Genomic DNA, 17,457 nt, shown 5'->3' with positions numbered 1-17,457 from the left:
GCGTTGGAAGCGCGAAGCGACGGCCGCGTTCGATTGTTCGTGCGCAGCGGACGAAGGAGGAAGAATGGCGCTTCTCGAAGTGCGGGGCGTATCGAAGAGTTTCGGGGCCATCCGGGCGCTGACGGACGTCAGCTTCGCCATCGAACCGGGCGAGGTGGTCGGTCTCATGGGCGACAATGGCGCCGGCAAGTCGACGATGGTGAAGCTGATCGCCGGCAACTTTCCGCCAAACGAGGGGGAGGTGCTGGTCGACGGCCAAGTCTGCCACTTCCACAAGCCGATCGAGGCGCGGGCGGAGGGCATAGAGGTCGTCTACCAGGATCTCGCGCTCGCCGACAACCTGACGGCCGCGCAGAACGTGTTTCTGGGGCGCGAGATCAAGAAGGGTTTCTGGCCGTTTCGCATCCTCGACAAGAAGGCGATGATCGAACGGTCGGCAGCGCTGTTCGCCGAACTCAAGTCCGAGACCCGCCCGCGCGATCTCGTCCGAAAGATGTCGGGCGGCCAGCGCCAGGCCGTGGCGATCGCGCGCACGCGGCTGTCAAACGCCAAACTCGTCATGATGGACGAGCCGACTGCCGCGATTTCGGTACGCCAGGTCTCCGAGGTTCTGGACCTGATCCGACGGCTCAAGGCGCAGGGCGTCTCGGTGATGCTGATCAGCCACCGCATGCCGGATGTTTTTGCCGTGTGCGACCGCATCATCGTGATGCGACGCGGCACAAAGGTCGCCGACAAGCCGAAGGCGGAGACGTCGCCGGAAGAGATTACCGGACTGATCACGGGAGCGATACGTGAAGCCTAGCCATCCAGACATCGCCTCGGAATCCAAGGCCGCCAGCCATGCGATCCTGGACGAGGTCTCCGATGTGCGCGAGCAATCGGCGCTGCAGAAGCTCTTGCGGGCTCAGTCGTTCTGGGTAACCGTCGCGCTGGCCGCCCTTATGCTTGGAATGAGCGTGCTGGAGCCGACATTCGGTTCAGCCGAAAATCTCGGCAACATCTCGCGCAACTTCGCGCCCTTCGGCATCATGGCGCTCGGCATGACGGTTGTCCTGATCACCGGCGGCATAGACCTGTCGGTGGGGTCCATCATGGCGCTCGTGGCAATCGTCGCCGGCCTTTTCCTGACTTGGCATTATCCTTGGTACGTGGCCTTCTCTATGGGCATGCTCACGGGGGTCGCCTGTGGCGTAGTCAACGGCTTTTTCGTCGCCTACCTGCGCATGCCGTCGTTCGTCGTAACGCTCGGCATGATGTCGTTCGCGCGATCTCTGGCCGTTGTGTTTTCAGGCAACCAGATGCTGTACCAGTTCGGGCCGGATGCGCCGATCGTCAAGGCGATCGGGCAGGCGAAGTGGCCGCTGCGCGAGCCGGCCGGCTGGGCGCCCCACTGGATGCCGGAGTTCTCGTCGCATTTCTGGACGCTGATCGTGCTCGCGCTGATCGTCGGCTGGATATTCAATTTCACGGCGTGGGCGCGACATCTGTTTGCCATCGGCGGCAACGAGGACGCCGCCAGGCTGACCGGCGTGCCGGTCGACTGGATCAAGTTCCAGGCCTACGTCTTCTCGGCGTTCACCGCGTCGGTCGCCGCCATCTTGCTGCTCGGCTACAATGGCTCGGCGCTGAACGCGCTCGGAACCGGCTATGAACTCCGAGTTATCGCGGCAACAGTCATCGGCGGAGCCAGCCTGATGGGAGGCTATGGCACGGCCTTCGGCGCCGTGGTCGGCGCTGCTTTCCTCGAGGTTATCCGCAACGCGTTGCTGATGGCCGGCGTCGACTCCAACTGGCAGGGCGCCTTTGTCGGTGCCTTCATCGTTCTCGCGGTTCTGCTTGGCATGCAGACCGGAGGCACGTCGCTGCGCGCCCTGGCCCAGCAGTGGGTCCCAATCAGGCGTCGCTAGGAAATCCACGGAGGTGGAACCGTATCGTCAAATCAGTGGAGGAGCGTGTTGAGAAGAAACCGACGAACGCGATCTAGGCAAGCGTAAGTGCAGCAAGTCGCCCTGCGGGGCATCGAGTGAAAATCTGGAGGAGAATCGCATGAAGACTGTTCTTTTGGGCGCCACAGTCGCCTTTACGGCCCTCGCGGGCGCACACGCCTTTGCGCAGGACAAGCCCGTCTTCGCGCTCGTGCCGAAGGCTATGGACAATCCGTTCTACGACCAGGCCCTCGCCGGCTGCAAGAAGGCCGTGGAGGACGCGGGCAACAGCTTCGAGTGCCAGTACATCGGACCCGGTGCCCATGGCGGCGGCGACGAGCAGGTGCAGATCGTGCAGGACCTCGTCGCCAAGCGCGTAGCCGGCATCGCGGTCTCGCCGTCCAACGCCGTGGCGATCCTGCCGGCGCTTCAGGCCGCCAAGGATGCGGGCATTCCGGTCATTACCTTCGATTCGGACGTCCTGCCGGAGAACAAGGATCTGCGTGTTGCCTATATCGGAACACACAACTACGAGATCGGAACCAACATCGCCAAGATCCTGCAGACCATCAAGCCGAACGGTGGCACCATCTGCATTCAGTCGGGCGGCGCTGCCGCGGCCAATCTCAACGAACGCATGCAGGGCATCCGCGACGGCCTTTCGGGCCAGCAGTCGGCCACGTCCCCCGGTGACCCGCTTACCGGCCAGAACGGCTGGACCGAGGCCGAGGGCTGCCCTCTCTACACCAATGACGACTTTCCGCTCGCCGCGCAGCAGTTCCAGGATCTGCTGACCAAGATGCCGAACCTTGACGCCTTCGCAGCGACCGGCGGTTTCGCGCAGTTCGTGCCGGATGCAAATCGCGCCGCGACGGAACCGTTCAAGGACAAGATCGCCAAGAACGAGCTCGCGGTCGTCTATGCAGACACGCTGCCGACGCAGATCGACCAGATGAAGGAAGGCCTGTCTCAGGGCCAGGTCGGCCAGCGTCCCTACGAGATGGGCTACAAGTCGATGATGGCGCTCAACGACATCAAGGCCGGCAAGCCGGCACCGGCGGACCCGACCTACACGGGCCTCGACGTGTGTACGCCTGCAAACGCCGACACCTGCATCGCAAAGTAGCAGAACGCCTTGTATGAACAGATCGAGGCGGATGTGATCCGCCTCGATCTCAGCAGGTTCGCAGCGGACGCAAGACCATGGATCTCGACACCCCGCTTCTGAAACGCGGCGTTCCGTTGAGCGAGCAGGTTTACCATTTTGTCCGTGCGTTGATCGTTACAGGCCGCATGCGGCCGGGCGAGGCCGTCATCGAGGCGGCCCTTGCAGCGCGGATCGGCGTGTCGCGCACACCGGTGCGCGAAGCGCTGAAACGGCTCAGCGACGAGGGCCTGATCGATGTCTTCGCCCAAAGCGGCACCTTCATCGCACCGATCAGCCTCAAGGCGCTGGAGGAGGCCTATCTGATCCGGACCGCATTGGAGGCGGAAAGCGCTTCGCGCGCAGCGGGACGCCTGACCGAGGCGGACAAGGAAGCCTTCTCCGACAACGTCGCCGCCCACGAACTCGCGATCAAGCGCCAGCGCTTCGGCGAGGCGATCAGGCTGGATGACCTGTTTCATCGAATGATCGCCGAGGTGAATGGTTTGCACATGCTCTGGCGCGCAGTCGACATCTCGAAGGCACAGATGGATCGCGGGAGGCATCTCGCCATACCGAAGCCCGGACTCGGGGCCGTGACGATCCGCGAACACAACAAGATATTGAAGGCGATCGTGTCCGGGGATGCCGCCGGAGCGGAGCGATATATGCGCGCGCATCTCGCAACGTCGCTGCGCAACACGCTCGAGATCGCGGCCGACCTGATTGCATGATCAACGGCTCATCAGCTGGTTGCCGACGCGGCTGGTGAAAGTGGCTTCCTGAGCAGGATTCGACTTTGCTTGTGACGCCCGGAAATCGACCGATGAGACATACCCGATCGGTCTATTTCGGAACGCTGTGTACGGCGTCTTTAAGGACTAAGAATTGGAGCGCATTGCTGCCGCTAGTTGGCAGCGGCCCGACCGTTCGGTTTCAGGCGCAGGCAAACTTTGTCCGAACGTCCGGATCGGGGGCGCAAAGCGGACGTAGCCGGCAGGTCCGGAATCGAAATCTGTTGGCTAACTTGACTGTTCAAACCAGTCAGGCCCAAGCAGCCTGGCAACGCTCTGCATACAACCCCAGTCTAATGCAGCTTCGTATCGATCAAATTTCGCCTCTGCACTTCTATAGGTAGACCACCGCATCCATTTTGGCTTTGGCGGCAACGACCATTCGGCCGGATCGAATGAACCGATTGAGCAAAGCTTGCGATTGATGCGGTCCTGTCCAAGATGTGCTCTGCCAATCGAGTCGAGGAACTGAGATTGGTAAGCCACCTGTCTTCCCCAGCGTTGGCGACACGCGAAGGATTGTGCACCCGGCGGCATCCAAAGGACAGATGCACGCCTGCCGGTTCGTGGGCATAGGAAATACCACTGCCGACCACCGAGATGGCGAAACTGCGTGGTCAGCGACACGGTCTGTTGCAAGCTGCCAAGGTCGATCTTCAACCATCCGCCAAATTCGTCTGACATGTCAGCCGTGATAACGCCGGAGGCGATCTCGTCGCCGGAGTAGTTTTGAGTCCAAACAATGCAGCTCCGAGAGTAAGCACCCCGCCGGATAGACCCGCGTCTGAGGAGCCTGTTGAGGTCTAGCTTCAGTCCGGCCTCCAGTGTGGCGCGGTCGCGAGATCGAGGCATAGGGAACTCCGAAAAAAGGGTTCATTGAAGTGACGCGAGTAGCTCGCGCGCGGCCGCCGTGAACGATGCCCTCCGTCCTCGGATCGGCGCACCCTTCTGACGCTGATGGTTGGTCACCGCTTCGAATGCGGGCGATAGCGGGAGTCGCTGCTTCGTCCGGTACGCGACCACCTGAGCCAGACGGCTTCTGGCGAAAGACCGCGCGACTACCGTTTCGTCCGAATAGCGATCGAGGAGATCGAAATCCCTGACGTCCAGTCTGCACATGTGATGGCCATGAAGGGATACAGCCGAAGATTTTTCGTATGTGGTAACGCCGATAAGCGGCCGGCCGCGACGCTTCAGGCTTTGCCCAAGCTTCCTGACGACATCAACGCACCAACGCTTTCTCTGTTGATCGCTGCCTTCGCAGGGCATCATGTCGAGATACACGTTGAAGCTCGCCGCATGGGCGAGCCGGGAAATGTCTTTGACTTCGGTCCAAGTCAGTCCCGAGGACGCACGCCAGCCGCCCTTGCGCCGTCGTCTCGCCGTGCGTCTGGAAGTCCCCCTGCGCTTCGGCAGGGATGCGTTACGCCCGCTAACCATATATGTATCGGAAACGAGCTAGAGCTGGCGCTGGCCGCGCGTTAGTCACTGAAATAATGCGGCTATTCGGGCTATGGTCATGACGTGGCGTGTGAACAGTTGGGTTCTCACCAAAGGCGCGCATGGCGGCTCGATCGAGGCCGCTGAACTGGGTTGTATGCCGCATCGCGAGCCACAACTCAGTCCTTCTCGACATAGAAGGTCGCGCGAAGCCTGGACGGCATCGCTGCCCATCTGCCGCCTACTTTTTTAGCCGGCAGGTAGCCTTGTTCCAGCATGTGATATGCTTGCTTTGGTCTCAGCCCGCAAATCTCGGCAATGGCTGCGACGCCCCAGACAGGACGCTCTGACTCGGACGCAACAAAGGGCTCATGCGTTGACATGAGTTGCTCCATTAAGGTGAGGGGAGGACGATGCGGACGTTGCCGCGCTTCTTTTCCGCCTGCCTGCGATTTCACCGCGACATCAGAAACAGAGATGGCCGCCTCAGCGGATGCTGGGCGGCGCTAGGTTTTGGACAATACTTCCCAATGGCGAGAAGCGGCGACTTGCTTCCCTGGAGCCCGGCCTGAGTTTTCCACTCCCCTTATGGGAGGTCCGCACAGCAGCTCGTACTTTCCGCCTAGTACAATGGGCTCGAACGCATTTCGCCCATTACCGTTTCGTGCATAAATTCGATTGCCGTGAATGTCAAGATATTGCGGCCCACTCTGAGCCAATCCACAATATGTAGAAAGCATGCCGCGCCCATATGTTGCATTTCATGTCGCGTCGACCCGCCGGGATTTTTTGGGAAGCGTTGAAACTCCTTGGTTTTTTTTAGCAACATGCACGCGACACGGTACTATTGCATGAGCCAATGCCAAACACGCAGGGTATTGAAATCGCTATATTATTGATGGTGCCCCCGGACGGGATTGAACCGCCGACCTTCGGTTTACAAAACCGCTGCTCTACCGCTGAGCTACAAGGGCACGGGCGCCCGTTAGCATATCTCGCGCGGCAGTGGAAACAAAAGTGAGGTCGCCGCCGCTGCTGAAATCACGGCCGCGGCGTCCTACATCCAGGCGGTGGTTGCCGACCCCGGAGGCTTGACATGCTCAGACTCGTCGTCATCGCGCTGATCGTGCTCGTTGCCTGGATCGTGCTGGTCAAGCTGGCGCGCGACATCCGCGCAGCCAAGGTCGACTGGAAGGGCTGGGCTTTTATCGCCGCCTTCATCGCGCTCGCCTTCTACCTCAGGCACATCACCGGCATCGGCGACTTCTGAACCCGGCCAGTGCCGGCGCCCGGCAGGCAGGGCGCAACCGCCCTCCAGAAAATTCCTCGGAGGCGTCGAACCTTTTCCGGCGTCCGCGCGACTGACGATCATGAGGCGGCCGACGCCTCGCCCGAAACAGGAGATCATCATGTCGTTCAGGACCACATTCGTTTCCGGCCTTCTCTCGCTCGGCGTCGTCGCCGGCGCCATGGCCGGCGCGACCGGCCAGTCCCAGGCGGGCAGCCTCAGCAAGGGCGAGGTCGCGGCCATCGCCGGGATCGGCGGGCTGGCGCTCGGCCTCGGCATCGCAAGCGCGGCCCACGGGCCGGAATATTACGACTATCACCGCAGCCCGTGGGAACAACATGTCGAACGCTGCTATGCCCGCTACCTGACCTACGACCATCGCACCGACACCTACATGGGTAACGACGGATACGAGCATCGCTGCAAGCTCTGAGAGGAGGTGATCGACCGGCTTCAGCGCATTCAGGGGAGGGGCGCGGCTGCGTCTCTCCCTTGCGCCGCGCGACGCGGTGTCGGTCTTCTTGCTAGCCGCCCAGGTATTTTCGTGCGGCGTACATCGCCACCGCCGCGGCGTTGGAAACGTTGAGCGAGCGTATTGCGCCGGGCATGTCGAGGCGGGCAAGCGCGCTGACCGTTTCGCGCGTCTTCTGGCGCAGACCCTTGCCTTCCGCGCCGAGAACGAGCGCGATCTTCCCGCCCGAGAACGTCTTTTCCATCTCGTCGGGGCCGTCGGAATCGAGCCCGACGGTCTGGAAACCCGCCGCGTGCAGCTTGCCGAGCGCATCGGCGAGGTTTTTCACCTCGATGTGGTCGATATGCTCCAGCGCCCCGGATGCCGATTTCGCCAGCACGCCCGACTCGGTGGGGCTGTGACGCTGGGTGGTGATCAGCGCGCCGGCGCCGAAGGCGACCGCCGAGCGCATGATCGCGCCGACATTGTGCGGGTCCGTCACCTGATCGAGCACGATGACGAGCTTGGCGTCGCCGAGCGCGTCGAGCGGCTTTGCGCTGAGCGGCTTCGCCTCGACCACGACGCCCTGATGCACGGCTTCCGAACCGGTGATCCTGTCGATTTCGCGGGGCTCGACCAGTTCGGCCGCGAAGGGCAGGGCGGAGAGGTCGGCCAGCCCGAGCCGCTCGGCGGCATTGCGCGTCACCAGCATGCGCGAAATCCTGCGCCGCGGATTGTCGAGGACGGCGCGCACGGTGTGCAGGCCGTAGAGCCTGACCAGCCCGTCCGCCGCCGCCTCGCCGGGCGGCACCGCCGGCCTTTGCCGGAAAGCCGGCGCGCCAGGCTTGCCGCCGGCCTTCTGGTCGCGGTGCGCGCGCCGCAGGTTGGCGTAGTGCTTGTCCTTGGGGGTGCCCGTCGGGCCAGGCTTCTTGCTGTCGCTCATGCCGGTTCTATATCGGCAAGGCGCGGCATTGCCTATGGCCGCGATCGGCGAGCCCATGCCTTTCGGCAATGCTGCGTTGCACTGGCGGGCTTGCCATTTGCCGCGAACTGGCCCATATGCGCCGCCATAGGCGCTTGGGCCGGGTTTCCGGCTTTCCCCTGGATGGGACTGGTTGCGTCTGTTCCTCCCTTTCCGGCGAACGGAAACGCGGCGGGAAAGTCCCGCGGACGGTCTGCGGGCGCGACAGCGCAACCGGTGCGGACAATAGCGTCCGCCGCCTTGTCGTCCAACAAGACATCTCCGCCCGACGCAGGCTGCGCCTGCGGCCCGGGCCGTTTGCGGGCACGCGTCCCGCGTGAAAGAAGAAACGAATTGACCATCGAAAACACTGCGGAACTGACCGGTTTCGCGAAACTCGGCATCACCGGCCCGCTCCTGAAGACGACGGCGGCGGCCGGGTTCGACGCTCCCAAGCCCGTGCAGGAAAAGGCGATCCCGCCGCATCTCGCGGGCCATGACGTGCTCGGCGTCGCGCAGACCGGCTCCGGCAAGACGGCGGCTTTCGCGCTGCCGATCCTGACCAAGATCATCGGCCTCGGCAGCAAGCGCTCGCCGAAGACGGCGCGCGCCCTGATCCTGGCGCCGACGCGCGAACTCGCCGTGCAGATCGAGGACACGGTAAAACTCCTGTCCAAGGGCCTGCACATCTCGACCGCGCTGGTGCTGGGCGGCGTGTCGCGGGGCAGCCAGGTGAAGAAGATCGCGCCGGGCGTCGACGTGCTGGTGGCGACACCCGGCCGCCTGACCGACCTCGTCCGCGAGCGGGACCTGAACCTGTCCGAGACGCGCTGGCTGGTGCTCGACGAGGCCGACCGCATGCTCGACATGGGCTTCATCAACGACGTCCGGCGCATCGCCAAGGCTGTGCATCGCGACCGGCAGACCGCGCTCTTCTCGGCCACCATGCCGGCGGAGATCGAGGAACTGGCGCGCGGCATCATGAAGGATCCGGTCCATATCGAGGTCGCGCCGCAGGGCACGACCGCGGCCGAGATCACGCAGAGCGTCGTGCTTGCCCGCCTCAAGCAGAAGCGCAAGATCCTGTCCGACATGCTGGCCGATCCGGCGATGACGTCGGTCATCGTGTTTGCCCGCACCAAGCACGGCGCCGACCGTGTCTTGCGTGACCTCGAGCGCGACGGCTTTGACGCCGCGGTTATCCACGGCAACAAGAGCCAGAATGCCCGCCAGAAGGCGCTGAACGGTTTCCGCGACGGCTCGGTGCGCATCCTTGTGGCGACCGATATCGCCGCGCGCGGCATCGACGTGCCCGGCATCAGCCATGTCGTCAACTTCGACCTGCCCGACGAGGCGGAGAGCTACGTCCACCGCATCGGCCGCACCGGCCGCAACGGGCGCGACGGCGCTGCGATCACGCTGGTCGACCCTTCAGAGAGCGCCAAGCTGCGCCAGGTCGAGCGGATCATCCGCATGAAGCTGCCGGTGGCGGCCGACCATACCGGCGAACCCGATCCGGCGCGTCCGGCCGCGGAGCGGCGCGAACCGGCGGCGGCCAACGACCGCGGCGAAAGGCAGGGCGAACAGCAGCGCCAGCGCAAGCCGCATCACCGCGGCCAGGGGCCGAATCGGCAGGGCCAGCCTGCGCAGGGCTTCGAGCACAGGCAGCATGCCGCCAAGCCCGACGACGGCAGGCACGGAGCCGGGCGACCGGCTGAGGGCAAGCCAGGCAAGAAGCGTTTCCGCAACCGTCGCAAGGGCGGTTTCGGCGGCAAGCCTGCGCGCGCCGCATAAGCTGACCGAAACACTGCCGGCACTGGTCCAATTGCCGTTGGTGGATCAATAGGATAGGCGGTCGGGGCTTTGTCCCGGCCGCCTTTTGCATCGGGCATTGCGTGGGGAGAGCTTGATGGCCGGCATCGCCGCCCTCGCGATCGGATACGTTCTTTCGCAGTTCTATCGCTCGTTCCTGGCGGTGCTGACGCCGGTGCTGACGACCGAGCTCGGCATGACCAAGGTCGACCTGTCGGTGGCGTCCGGGGCGTGGTTCGCCCTGTTCGCGCTGGCGCAGTTCGCCGTCGGCGTCTGGCTCGACCGGTTCGGACCGCGCCGCACGGCCTCGATCATGCTGGCTCTTTTCGGCGGCGCGGGCGCGATCCTGTTCGCGATCGCCTCCGCACCATGGATGATCGTCGCAGGGATGGCGCTGATCGGGCTGGGCTGCTCGCCGATCCTGATGTCTGCGCTGTTCATCTACGCCCGCAACCATTCACCGGCGCGCTTTGCCGTGCTCGCCTCGTGGACGATCGCGTTCGGCACCGCCGGCAACGTGATCGGCGCGGCGCCGCTTGCAGAGGCGGCGCAGATCTTCGGCTGGCGAACGGCGATGGGCGCGCTTGGCATCTTCACCATCCTGACCGCCGCGGCGATCGCCATCTTCCTGCGCGACCCGCCGAAGCCGGAAGGCGCCGTCCACGCCGCGACCGGCCTGTCGGGCTACCGCGAACTGTTCTCCATCCGCCGGCTGTGGCCGATCATCCCGATTACCGCGCTGAACTATGCGCCGACCACGGGCATTCGCGGCCTGTGGTCTGGCCCCTACCTGGCTGACGTGTACGGCGCGGATTCCATCGTGATCGGCGAGGTCGCGATGTTCATGGCGCTGGCGATGGTCGCCGGGTCGTTCCTCTACGGTCCGCTCGACCAACTGTTCAGGACGCGCAAATGGGTGGCGGTCGCCGGCAATGCGGTGACCGTTCTGGCGCTGATCACCCTGGCGCTCAATCCAGCCGCCGGCCTGGCGACGACGACGCTGCTGTTCATTGCGATCGGGCTCGCCGGCGGCAGCTACGGGGTGCTGATGGCGCATGCCCGCGCTTTCGTGCCGGCGCACCTGACGGGACGCGGGGTGACAATGATGAACTTCTTCTCCATCGGCGGCGTCGGCATGATGCAGTTCGCCACGGGCGGCGTGGTGACGGCGTGGTCGGCGCCGGGTGACCCGACCAGCGGCTACGTCGCCCTGTTCTGCTTCTACGCCCTGGCGGTCGGGCTGGCGCTGCTGGTCTATCTCTCGTCGCGCGACGCACGGCCTGAAGCAGCGCGCTCCTGATCCGGTCAGTCCGGCCGCACGGCCATCGCCGCGGCCCGCTCCAGAAGAACGGCCCGCTCGCGGTCGTTACGCGTCAGCGAGGCGGCTCTTTGGAATTCCGCCGCCGCCTCTTCCAGCCGGCCGAGCTTCGCCAGCAGGTCGGCCCGGACGCCGGGCAAGAGATGGTAGGCCTTCAATTCGGGTACATCGACCAGTTGGTCGACGAGATCGAGGCCCGCCTGCGGCCCGAAGGCCATCGAGATCGCAACGGCGCGGTTGAGTTCGACGACGGGCGAGGGGTTAACCTGCGCCAGCGCGAAATAAAGCGCGGCGATGCGCGGCCAGTCGGTCTCATCCGCCGTCGGCGCGCGGGCATGACAGGCTGCGATCGCCGCCTGGAGGGCATAGGGACCACGCCGCGTCGCGAGCGCTTCTGAACGGTCGAGGGAAGCCAGCCCGTGCTGGATCAGTACCCGGTCCCAGCGACCGCGATTCTGGTCGGCGAGCAGGATCGGCGCGCCGCCCGGACCGGTCCGCGCCTTCAGCCGCGAGGCCTGGATCTCCATCAGCGCGACGAGGCCGTGGATCTCTGCGTCCTCCGGGACCAGCCCGGCCAGCACGCGGCCGAGCCGCATCGCCTCCTCGCAGAGCTGCGGCCTGATCCAGTCCTCGCCCGACGTCGCGGAATAGCCCTCGTTGAAGACCAGGTAGATGACGAAAAGCACCGAGGCGAGCCGTTCGGCGCGGTCCGCCCCGCGGGGCACCTCGAACGGCACGCCGGCCTGGGCCAGCGTGCGCTTCGCGCGCACGATGCGCTGGGCGACCGTCGGCTCCGGCACGAGGAACGCGCGCGCGATCTCTTCGGTGTCGAGGCCGCCGACCAGCCGCAGCGTCAGCGCGACGCGCGCTTCGGGCGACAGCACCGGATGGCAGGCGGTGAAAATGAGGCTGAGCAGGTCGTCGCCGATGTCGTCGTCGAGCGCGGCATCGATATCGGCCCCGCCATGCATCTGCTCGATTTCCATCTCGTGGCCGATCTGGCCATGCTTGCGGTCGAGCATTTTTGCGCGGCGCAGGTGGTCGATGGCGCGGCGCTTGCCGGTCGCCATCAGCCATGCCGCCGGCCTGTCAGGCATGCCCTTCTCGGGCCATTGGGCAAGCGCCGTGACGAGGGCGTCCTGCGCGAACTCTTCCGCGAGGCCGACATCGCGAACCATACGCGCGATCGCGGCGATGATCCTCGCCTGCTCGATACGCCAGACAGCTTCGATGGTTTTCTCGACCGACGCAGCCGGCATGGCTAGCGGCTCGTCCTCATCTGCTGGCGGCCGGCAGGCTTGCCGGGCCCTTCGTGCGGCCAAGCCGCGACAGCAACTGCAATCCCCGGAAGGCCTTGCGCCGGGCATGCGACAGTGCGCCGGATGTGCTCATGGCGTCGTGGATGGCGGCCGGCGTGACCAGTCGCTTCGACAGTCCGGCGGCCAGGCTGGACGAGAAGCGATCAGCGAGATCGAGCACCTGCGGATCGTCGAACAGCCTGCCTGCGAGGTTGAGCGATACCGCGAGCTCGAGGTCCGCGCCGATCGCCCGCGACGCCGCCTGGAGCAGGGGCAGGTCGGCATCCGTTACGGCGCGACCCGCCTGCAGGATGTCGACGGCGAACTGCAGCCGGTGGAACTTGTGGCCGCACGCGCCATGGATGACGGCGGTCATCAGCATCGCCGACGGCGCTGCGGGATCGCCGCCGCCGGCAAGCATCAGCTCCGCGTAGGAATAGGACAGCAGCCGTCTGAACGAGGCGTAGTGAACCAGGTCGCCATGCAGCTCGATCAGGAGGTTGGGGTTGTCCGAACGCCCCCATTTGTATTCCTGGTTGCTTTCCGACTTGTCCCAGATCTGTTTCGTCAGCGCGACGTAGCCCAGCGAAGGCAGGATCGCGTTCGCCCTGGCCAGTTCCTCCGGCGCGGTCAGCAGGTCGATGTCCGTGAACGGGCGGTCGGACGCATGCTCGTAGAGACGCTCGGCGAAGACCGGCCCCTTGACGATCGCCACCGGAATGCCGGCTTCGGCGAAGGCCTTGGCGATGGTCCCCCCGTGGTGGCGCAGCAACAGAGACTGCCCGGCCATTATCGCCACCATGTCGCCCGCTGCCTGCAGCGCGTCGCGCACGGGCTCGCCGAAATCGGCGTCGAGGCCGGACAGCTTCCTCCAGACGATCGGCAGGACGCCGTGCGCCCGGGCCGCAGCCAGCATGCGCGCGGCCAGCTGTCCGTCTCGGAGATCGTTCGCGTCGATCTGCCTGCGGGGGTCGGCAAGCCCGGCGAACAGGACCTGCTCGCGCGGCGAAAGGGGCGGGTGGCGTTCGTCCGTCGGCATGGCCACGCCGCGGTCAGGCCGAGGCCTTGCGGCCTGCATAGAGCAGCGCCACGTCGGCAACCGACGCAATGCCGGCGATCTCCTCCGGCGCGAGGGGCCTGCCGATCTCGGCCTCGATCTCCAGCACGATGTTGACATGGCCGATGCTGTCCCATTGCGGCAGGCTGGCGACGCTCGCGTCGGCGGCAACGGCGTCGAGCGAACATTTGAGCGCATTCGCTACCGTCGCGCGGGCCCTGAGGTCGACATCGTCAGGCATGCGCCATCCTCTGCTTCTGCCAGTCGGACTTCAGGAGTTCGAAGATCAGCGTGTCGAAAAGCTCTTTGCTCACCGGATCGTAGTGCGCCTGGTGAAGCGTGCCGACATGCCTGAAGCCGAGCTTCTTGTAGTTGAAGACCGAGGCGATGTTTCGCGCGTTCACCGTGCAGCACAGGCGGTCGATGACGCCGTGCTCGAAGGCATGGTCGATTATGGCCCTGCGGATTTCGGCCACGACCTGCTTGCCCCAGTAGGCGCGGTCGTGGATCGCGACGACCAGGGTCGCGCTGCGATGCTTCTGCAGCGTCATGCCGTGAATGCCGATCGGCTCGCCGCCGTCCCTCGGCACGATCGCGTACGAGAACTTCGTCTTGCCGTTGACCCAGACCATCTTCTTCAGCCAGCGCCACGGATCGAGCGGCTTTGCCGAGTGGATCAGGTTGCGCATGATCTCCTGGTCGTGGTTCCAGTTGCTGCGGCCGATGCGGTAGGCCTCTACGCGGCCGAGAGGGCGCAGGACGAAGCGCTCCGTCTCAAGCCTCTGCAGCATGGGGTGCGGCTTGCCCATCAGCGGCGCGCGCCCGATTGCGCCAGCGCGGCCTCGCGCACGACGGCGCGGACGATCTTGCCGCGTTCGTTGCGCGGAATCTCGTCGAGCCGGAAAAGCTGCGACGGCACCGCCTCGGGGCGAATGTGCAGCCGGCACCACGCCTTGATGGCGTCGTCGCTCGCCTCGGCGCCGGGCCGCATCACGATCGCCGCGGCGACGGCCTCGCCGGACACCGGGTCCGGGACCGCGAATGCGCTGGCCTCGCCGATGGCGGGATGGCGTTCGAGCAGCATGTCGATCTCCTCGGCCGGCACCTTGACGCCGCCGCGGTTGATCTCGTTCTTGATGCGTCCGACCAGGGTCAGCCGCCCCTCCGCGTCGATCTCGCCGATGTCGCCCGTCCTGAACCAGACGCCGTGGAACACCTCCGCCGTCTTGTCGGCCATGCCGTGGAAACCAAGCATGATCGTCGGCGAGTTCAGGACGACTTCGCCGGCGCCGGCCGCGCGGACGCGACCGTCTTCGCCGACAACGCCGAAACTCCCGCCCCAGGCATGCCCGACCAGTCCGTCGCGCGCCGAGGGCTCGTCCAGGGACGCGCCGCCGATCCAGTTCGCCGTCTCGGTCATGCCGTACATGTTGAAGACGCGCCGCGTTCCAGTCCACGCGGCGATGCTTTCCCAGAGCTCGATGGACAGCGGCGCCGAGCCGACATGGACGCGTTGCAGCGGGTGTCGCGGCTGCCCGGACAGGCGCATGGCGATCTTCCAGAAGGACGGCACCGAACTCATGAACGTGATGTGCTCGCGGTCGATCAGGTCGGCGAGCGAGCGCAACTCGGTCATGTCGGGGTCGGTCCAGACGTGCAGCGCGCCGCCGGCGGCAAGCGCCGTCAGGCAGTTGCCGATCAGCCCGTGTCCGAAGAATGCGGGCAGAACGTTCAGCGTGCGCACGAGGTCGGCTCGGCCGATGGCGGCGATGTTGAGGGCGAGCCGCGCCGACAGCGAACGAAGGCTGTGCACCACGCCCTTCGGCGCGCCGGTCGTGCCCGACGTCATCAGCATCAGCGCCGGCGCGTCGAGGCCGAGCGCGCGCCCGGCGAGGAGTTCCGCCGCGGGTCGCGCCTCCGCGTCGAGCCGCGCGCGGGTTTCCTGGCCGGTCGGGCCGAGCCAGGCGGTCGCCCCGGTCGCGGCCAGGACGCGGGCCTGTTCGTCGGCGGTCAGCCTCGGGTTGACCGCGACCGCGACTGCTCCGGCCGTCCAGCCGGCGAAGACGTCGAGGATGAAGCGGACGCCCTCCGGCTGCCCGATGACGACGGCGTCGCCGCGCTCGACGCCGCCTGCCACCAGCGCTGCGGCGCGGTCGCACGTCGCCTGCCAAATCTCGTCGCGCGAAAGCCGTTGGCCGGAGCGCACGTCGACGAGCGCCGCCGTATCCGGAAGGCCGGCGACGATGGCGGGGAGCAATGCGGTCGGCGGGGGCTGGCTCAACAGGTCTCCGGCGGTCGTGCGCTCTGCGTGGGTTGCCTCACATCGGCTTCGGCCGCGCGACGGCGGCGGGGCGTCGCCCCCGCTACATGGTCGCGCCGATCTGCCAGGGAACGAACTCGTTGTCGCCGTATCCCAGCTCTTCCGACTTGGTCTTCTTGCCGGAGGCGACGGCCAGGATCTCGCGGAAGATCTGTTCGCCCTTTTCCTGCAGGGTGACGCCGTCGAGGATGTCGCCGCAGTTGATGTCCATGTCGTCGACCATGCGTTCGTACATCGGCGTGTTGGTCGCCAGCTTGATCGACGGCGTCGGCTTGCATCCGTAGGCCGATCCGCGACCGGTGGTGAAGGCGAGAACGTTGGCGCCGCCGGCGACCTGGCCGGTTGCCGCGACCGGGTCGTAGCCGGGCGTGTCCATGAACACGAAACCCTTCTCCGTCACCGGGTCGGCATAATGGTAGACGGCGTTCATCGTCGTCGAACCGCCCTTGGCCGCGGCGCCGAGCGACTTCTCGAGGATCGTCGTCAGGCCGCCGAGCTTGTTGCCGGGGGAGGGGTTGTTGTTCATCTCCATGTTGTTGCGGGAGGTATAGTCCTCCCACCAGTGGATGATCTCGATGAGCTTCTCGCCCACTTCCTTGTTCTTTGCGCGCCGCGTCAGCAGATGCTCCGCCCCGTAGATCTCGGGCGTCTCGGAGAGGATTGCCGTTCCGCCGTTGCGGACCAGGATGTCGGCGGCGACGCCGAGCGCGGGGTTGGCGGTGATGCCGGAGTAGCCGTCCGAGCCGCCGCACTGGAGCGCCAGGATCAGTTCGGATGCGGGCAGCGTCTCGCGCCGCGCCGCGTTGACGGTCGGCAGCATCGCCTTGACCGCCTCGACGCCGGCCTCGACGGTCTTCCTGGTGCCGCCGGTCTCCTGAATGGTCATCGTGCGGAAGGTTTCGCTTTCCTGGACGCCGTAGGCCTCCTTGAAGCGGGGAATCTGGAAGCCCTCGCAGCCGAGCCCGACCATGATGACGCCGCCCATGTTGGGGTTCGTCGCATAGCCCCAGGTGGTCTTCTTCAGCGTGTCGAAGATGACCCCGCGGTAGTCGATCACGCAGCCGTTGGCCTGCTTGAGCGCGACGATGCCGTCGATGTTGGGGAAGTCGTCGAGGATGCCCGAGCGCTCGATTTCGCGCGCAATGAAGCCGGCGACCGTGGTCGAGCAGTTCACCGAGGTCAGGATGCCGACATAGTTGCGCGTGCCAGCCTTGCCGTTGGCGCGCCGGAAGCCCTGGAACGTCGCCTGTTCCTCGACCGGCAGGATGTTTTCCGGCCGGGCGCCCTCGGCGATCTGGTAGTCGCGGTTGAACGCGCCGTGTTCGGGACCCATGTCGCAATTGTGCTCGTGCACCCAGTCGCCCGGTGCGATCGGCTGGCTGGCGAAGCCGATGATCTGCCCGAACTTCCTGACCGGGGAGCCGGCGCCGATCGGGGCGATCGCGACCTTGTGGCCGAAGGGAATGCGCTGCCGGGCGACGATGCCGGGTGCAACCGTCACGCCTTGCTCTGTCCTCTCGGTCGCGACGACGACATTGTCCTCGTCGCTCAGGCGAAGGGTCCTGGCTACCTTGTCAAGCATCGTATCGTTCCACGTTTGGGACCAGACCATTTACAACAGCAGGTCTGGCAGCGCTACCGTAGAC

15 protein-coding genes and 1 tRNA gene are annotated in these 17,457 nt (G+C 65.5%); 8 read left to right on the top strand and 8 right to left on the bottom strand.

Annotation, left to right across the window (positions count from 1 at the left end):
* Window positions 1-64: 64 nt before the first annotated feature.
* From ABUE31_RS11180 to ABUE31_RS11165, 4 genes are all read left to right on the top strand, one after another.
* Window positions 65-805, top strand: coding sequence for an ATP-binding cassette domain-containing protein (locus ABUE31_RS11180; protein ID WP_367723680.1), 741 nt, complete (start codon window positions 65-67; stop codon window positions 803-805).
* On the top strand, window positions 795-1,910 hold the full coding sequence (locus ABUE31_RS11175; protein WP_367723679.1) for an ABC transporter permease: 1,116 nt from the start codon (window positions 795-797) through the stop codon (window positions 1,908-1,910). Before ABUE31_RS11180 ends, ABUE31_RS11175 begins: the two co-directional genes overlap by 11 nt.
* Window positions 1,911-2,049: 139 nt before the next feature.
* Window positions 2,050-3,054 carry a sugar-binding protein gene (locus ABUE31_RS11170; RefSeq protein WP_367723678.1) on the top strand — a complete coding sequence of 335 codons (1,005 nt, stop codon included), beginning with the start codon at window positions 2,050-2,052 and terminating at the stop codon, window positions 3,052-3,054.
* A 77-nt stretch (window positions 3,055-3,131) separates the two neighbouring features.
* Complete coding sequence (locus ABUE31_RS11165; protein ID WP_367723677.1) at window positions 3,132-3,806, top strand: GntR family transcriptional regulator; 675 nt, start codon at window positions 3,132-3,134, stop codon at window positions 3,804-3,806.
* A 2,399-nt stretch (window positions 3,807-6,205) separates the two neighbouring features.
* On the opposite strand, the gene ABUE31_RS11160 is transcribed toward ABUE31_RS11165, so the two are convergent.
* Window positions 6,206-6,280 (bottom strand) — tRNA-Thr (locus ABUE31_RS11160).
* A 122-nt stretch (window positions 6,281-6,402) separates the two neighbouring features.
* On the opposite strand from ABUE31_RS11160, the gene ABUE31_RS11155 reads away from it, so the two are divergent.
* Both ABUE31_RS11155 and ABUE31_RS11150 read left to right on the top strand, forming a co-directional pair.
* Window positions 6,403-6,576: a hypothetical protein gene (locus ABUE31_RS11155; RefSeq protein WP_367723676.1), complete on the top strand. Its 174-nt coding sequence runs from the start codon at window positions 6,403-6,405 to the stop codon at window positions 6,574-6,576.
* Window positions 6,577-6,715: 139 nt separating this feature from the next.
* Window positions 6,716-7,027 (top strand): BA14K family protein, encoded by a 312-nt coding sequence (locus tag ABUE31_RS11150; protein ID WP_367723675.1) that lies wholly within the window; start codon window positions 6,716-6,718, stop codon window positions 7,025-7,027.
* Between the two features lie 91 nt (window positions 7,028-7,118).
* On the opposite strand, the gene ABUE31_RS11145 is transcribed toward ABUE31_RS11150, so the two are convergent.
* Window positions 7,119-7,988: a TrmH family RNA methyltransferase gene (locus ABUE31_RS11145; RefSeq protein ID WP_367723674.1), complete on the bottom strand. Its 870-nt coding sequence runs from the start codon at window positions 7,986-7,988 to the stop codon at window positions 7,119-7,121.
* A gap of 162 nt (window positions 7,989-8,150) precedes the next feature.
* Between ABUE31_RS11145 and ABUE31_RS11140 the strand changes: the two genes are divergently transcribed.
* Together ABUE31_RS11140 and ABUE31_RS11135 are read left to right on the top strand one after the other, a co-directional pair.
* Window positions 8,151-9,800 (top strand): DEAD/DEAH box helicase, encoded by a 1,650-nt coding sequence (locus ABUE31_RS11140; protein WP_367723673.1) that lies wholly within the window; start codon window positions 8,151-8,153, stop codon window positions 9,798-9,800.
* Between the two features lie 115 nt (window positions 9,801-9,915).
* Complete coding sequence (locus ABUE31_RS11135) at window positions 9,916-11,118, top strand: MFS transporter (protein ID WP_367723672.1); 1,203 nt, start codon at window positions 9,916-9,918, stop codon at window positions 11,116-11,118.
* Between the two features lie 5 nt (window positions 11,119-11,123).
* Here ABUE31_RS11135 and ABUE31_RS11130 read toward each other — a convergent pair whose 3' ends face one another.
* The 6 genes from ABUE31_RS11130 to ABUE31_RS11105 form a co-directional block, all read right to left on the bottom strand.
* Window positions 11,124-12,395 (bottom strand): RNA polymerase sigma factor, encoded by a 1,272-nt coding sequence (locus tag ABUE31_RS11130; protein ID WP_367723671.1) that lies wholly within the window; start codon window positions 12,393-12,395, stop codon window positions 11,124-11,126.
* A 16-nt stretch (window positions 12,396-12,411) separates the two neighbouring features.
* The gene (locus tag ABUE31_RS11125) at window positions 12,412-13,473 is read right to left on the bottom strand and encodes a nucleotidyltransferase family protein (RefSeq protein WP_367723670.1); all 1,062 of its coding nucleotides are present in this window, start codon (window positions 13,471-13,473) and stop codon (window positions 12,412-12,414) included.
* Window positions 13,474-13,486: 13 nt separating this feature from the next.
* A complete protein-coding gene (locus ABUE31_RS11120) occupies window positions 13,487-13,732 on the bottom strand; it encodes a hypothetical protein (protein ID WP_367723669.1) in 246 nt (81 codons plus the stop codon).
* Entirely contained in the window at window positions 13,725-14,282 is a 558-nt protein-coding gene (locus ABUE31_RS11115) for a GNAT family N-acetyltransferase (RefSeq protein ID WP_367723668.1), read from the bottom strand. The genes ABUE31_RS11120 and ABUE31_RS11115 overlap by 8 nt, the downstream gene beginning before the upstream one ends.
* 17 nt (window positions 14,283-14,299) lie before the next feature.
* Window positions 14,300-15,772, bottom strand: coding sequence for a class I adenylate-forming enzyme family protein (locus ABUE31_RS11110; RefSeq protein ID WP_367723667.1), 1,473 nt, complete (start codon window positions 15,770-15,772; stop codon window positions 14,300-14,302).
* A gap of 82 nt (window positions 15,773-15,854) precedes the next feature.
* Window positions 15,855-17,393, bottom strand: coding sequence for a UxaA family hydrolase (locus ABUE31_RS11105; protein ID WP_367723666.1), 1,539 nt, complete (start codon window positions 17,391-17,393; stop codon window positions 15,855-15,857).
* Between the last annotated feature and the right edge of the window lie 64 nt (window positions 17,394-17,457).

Source organism: Mesorhizobium marinum, from assembly GCF_040813675.1.
Lineage (GTDB): Bacteria > Pseudomonadota > Alphaproteobacteria > Rhizobiales > Rhizobiaceae > Mesorhizobium_K > Mesorhizobium_K marinum.
This window is presented reverse-complemented; position numbering and strand designations above follow the sequence as displayed.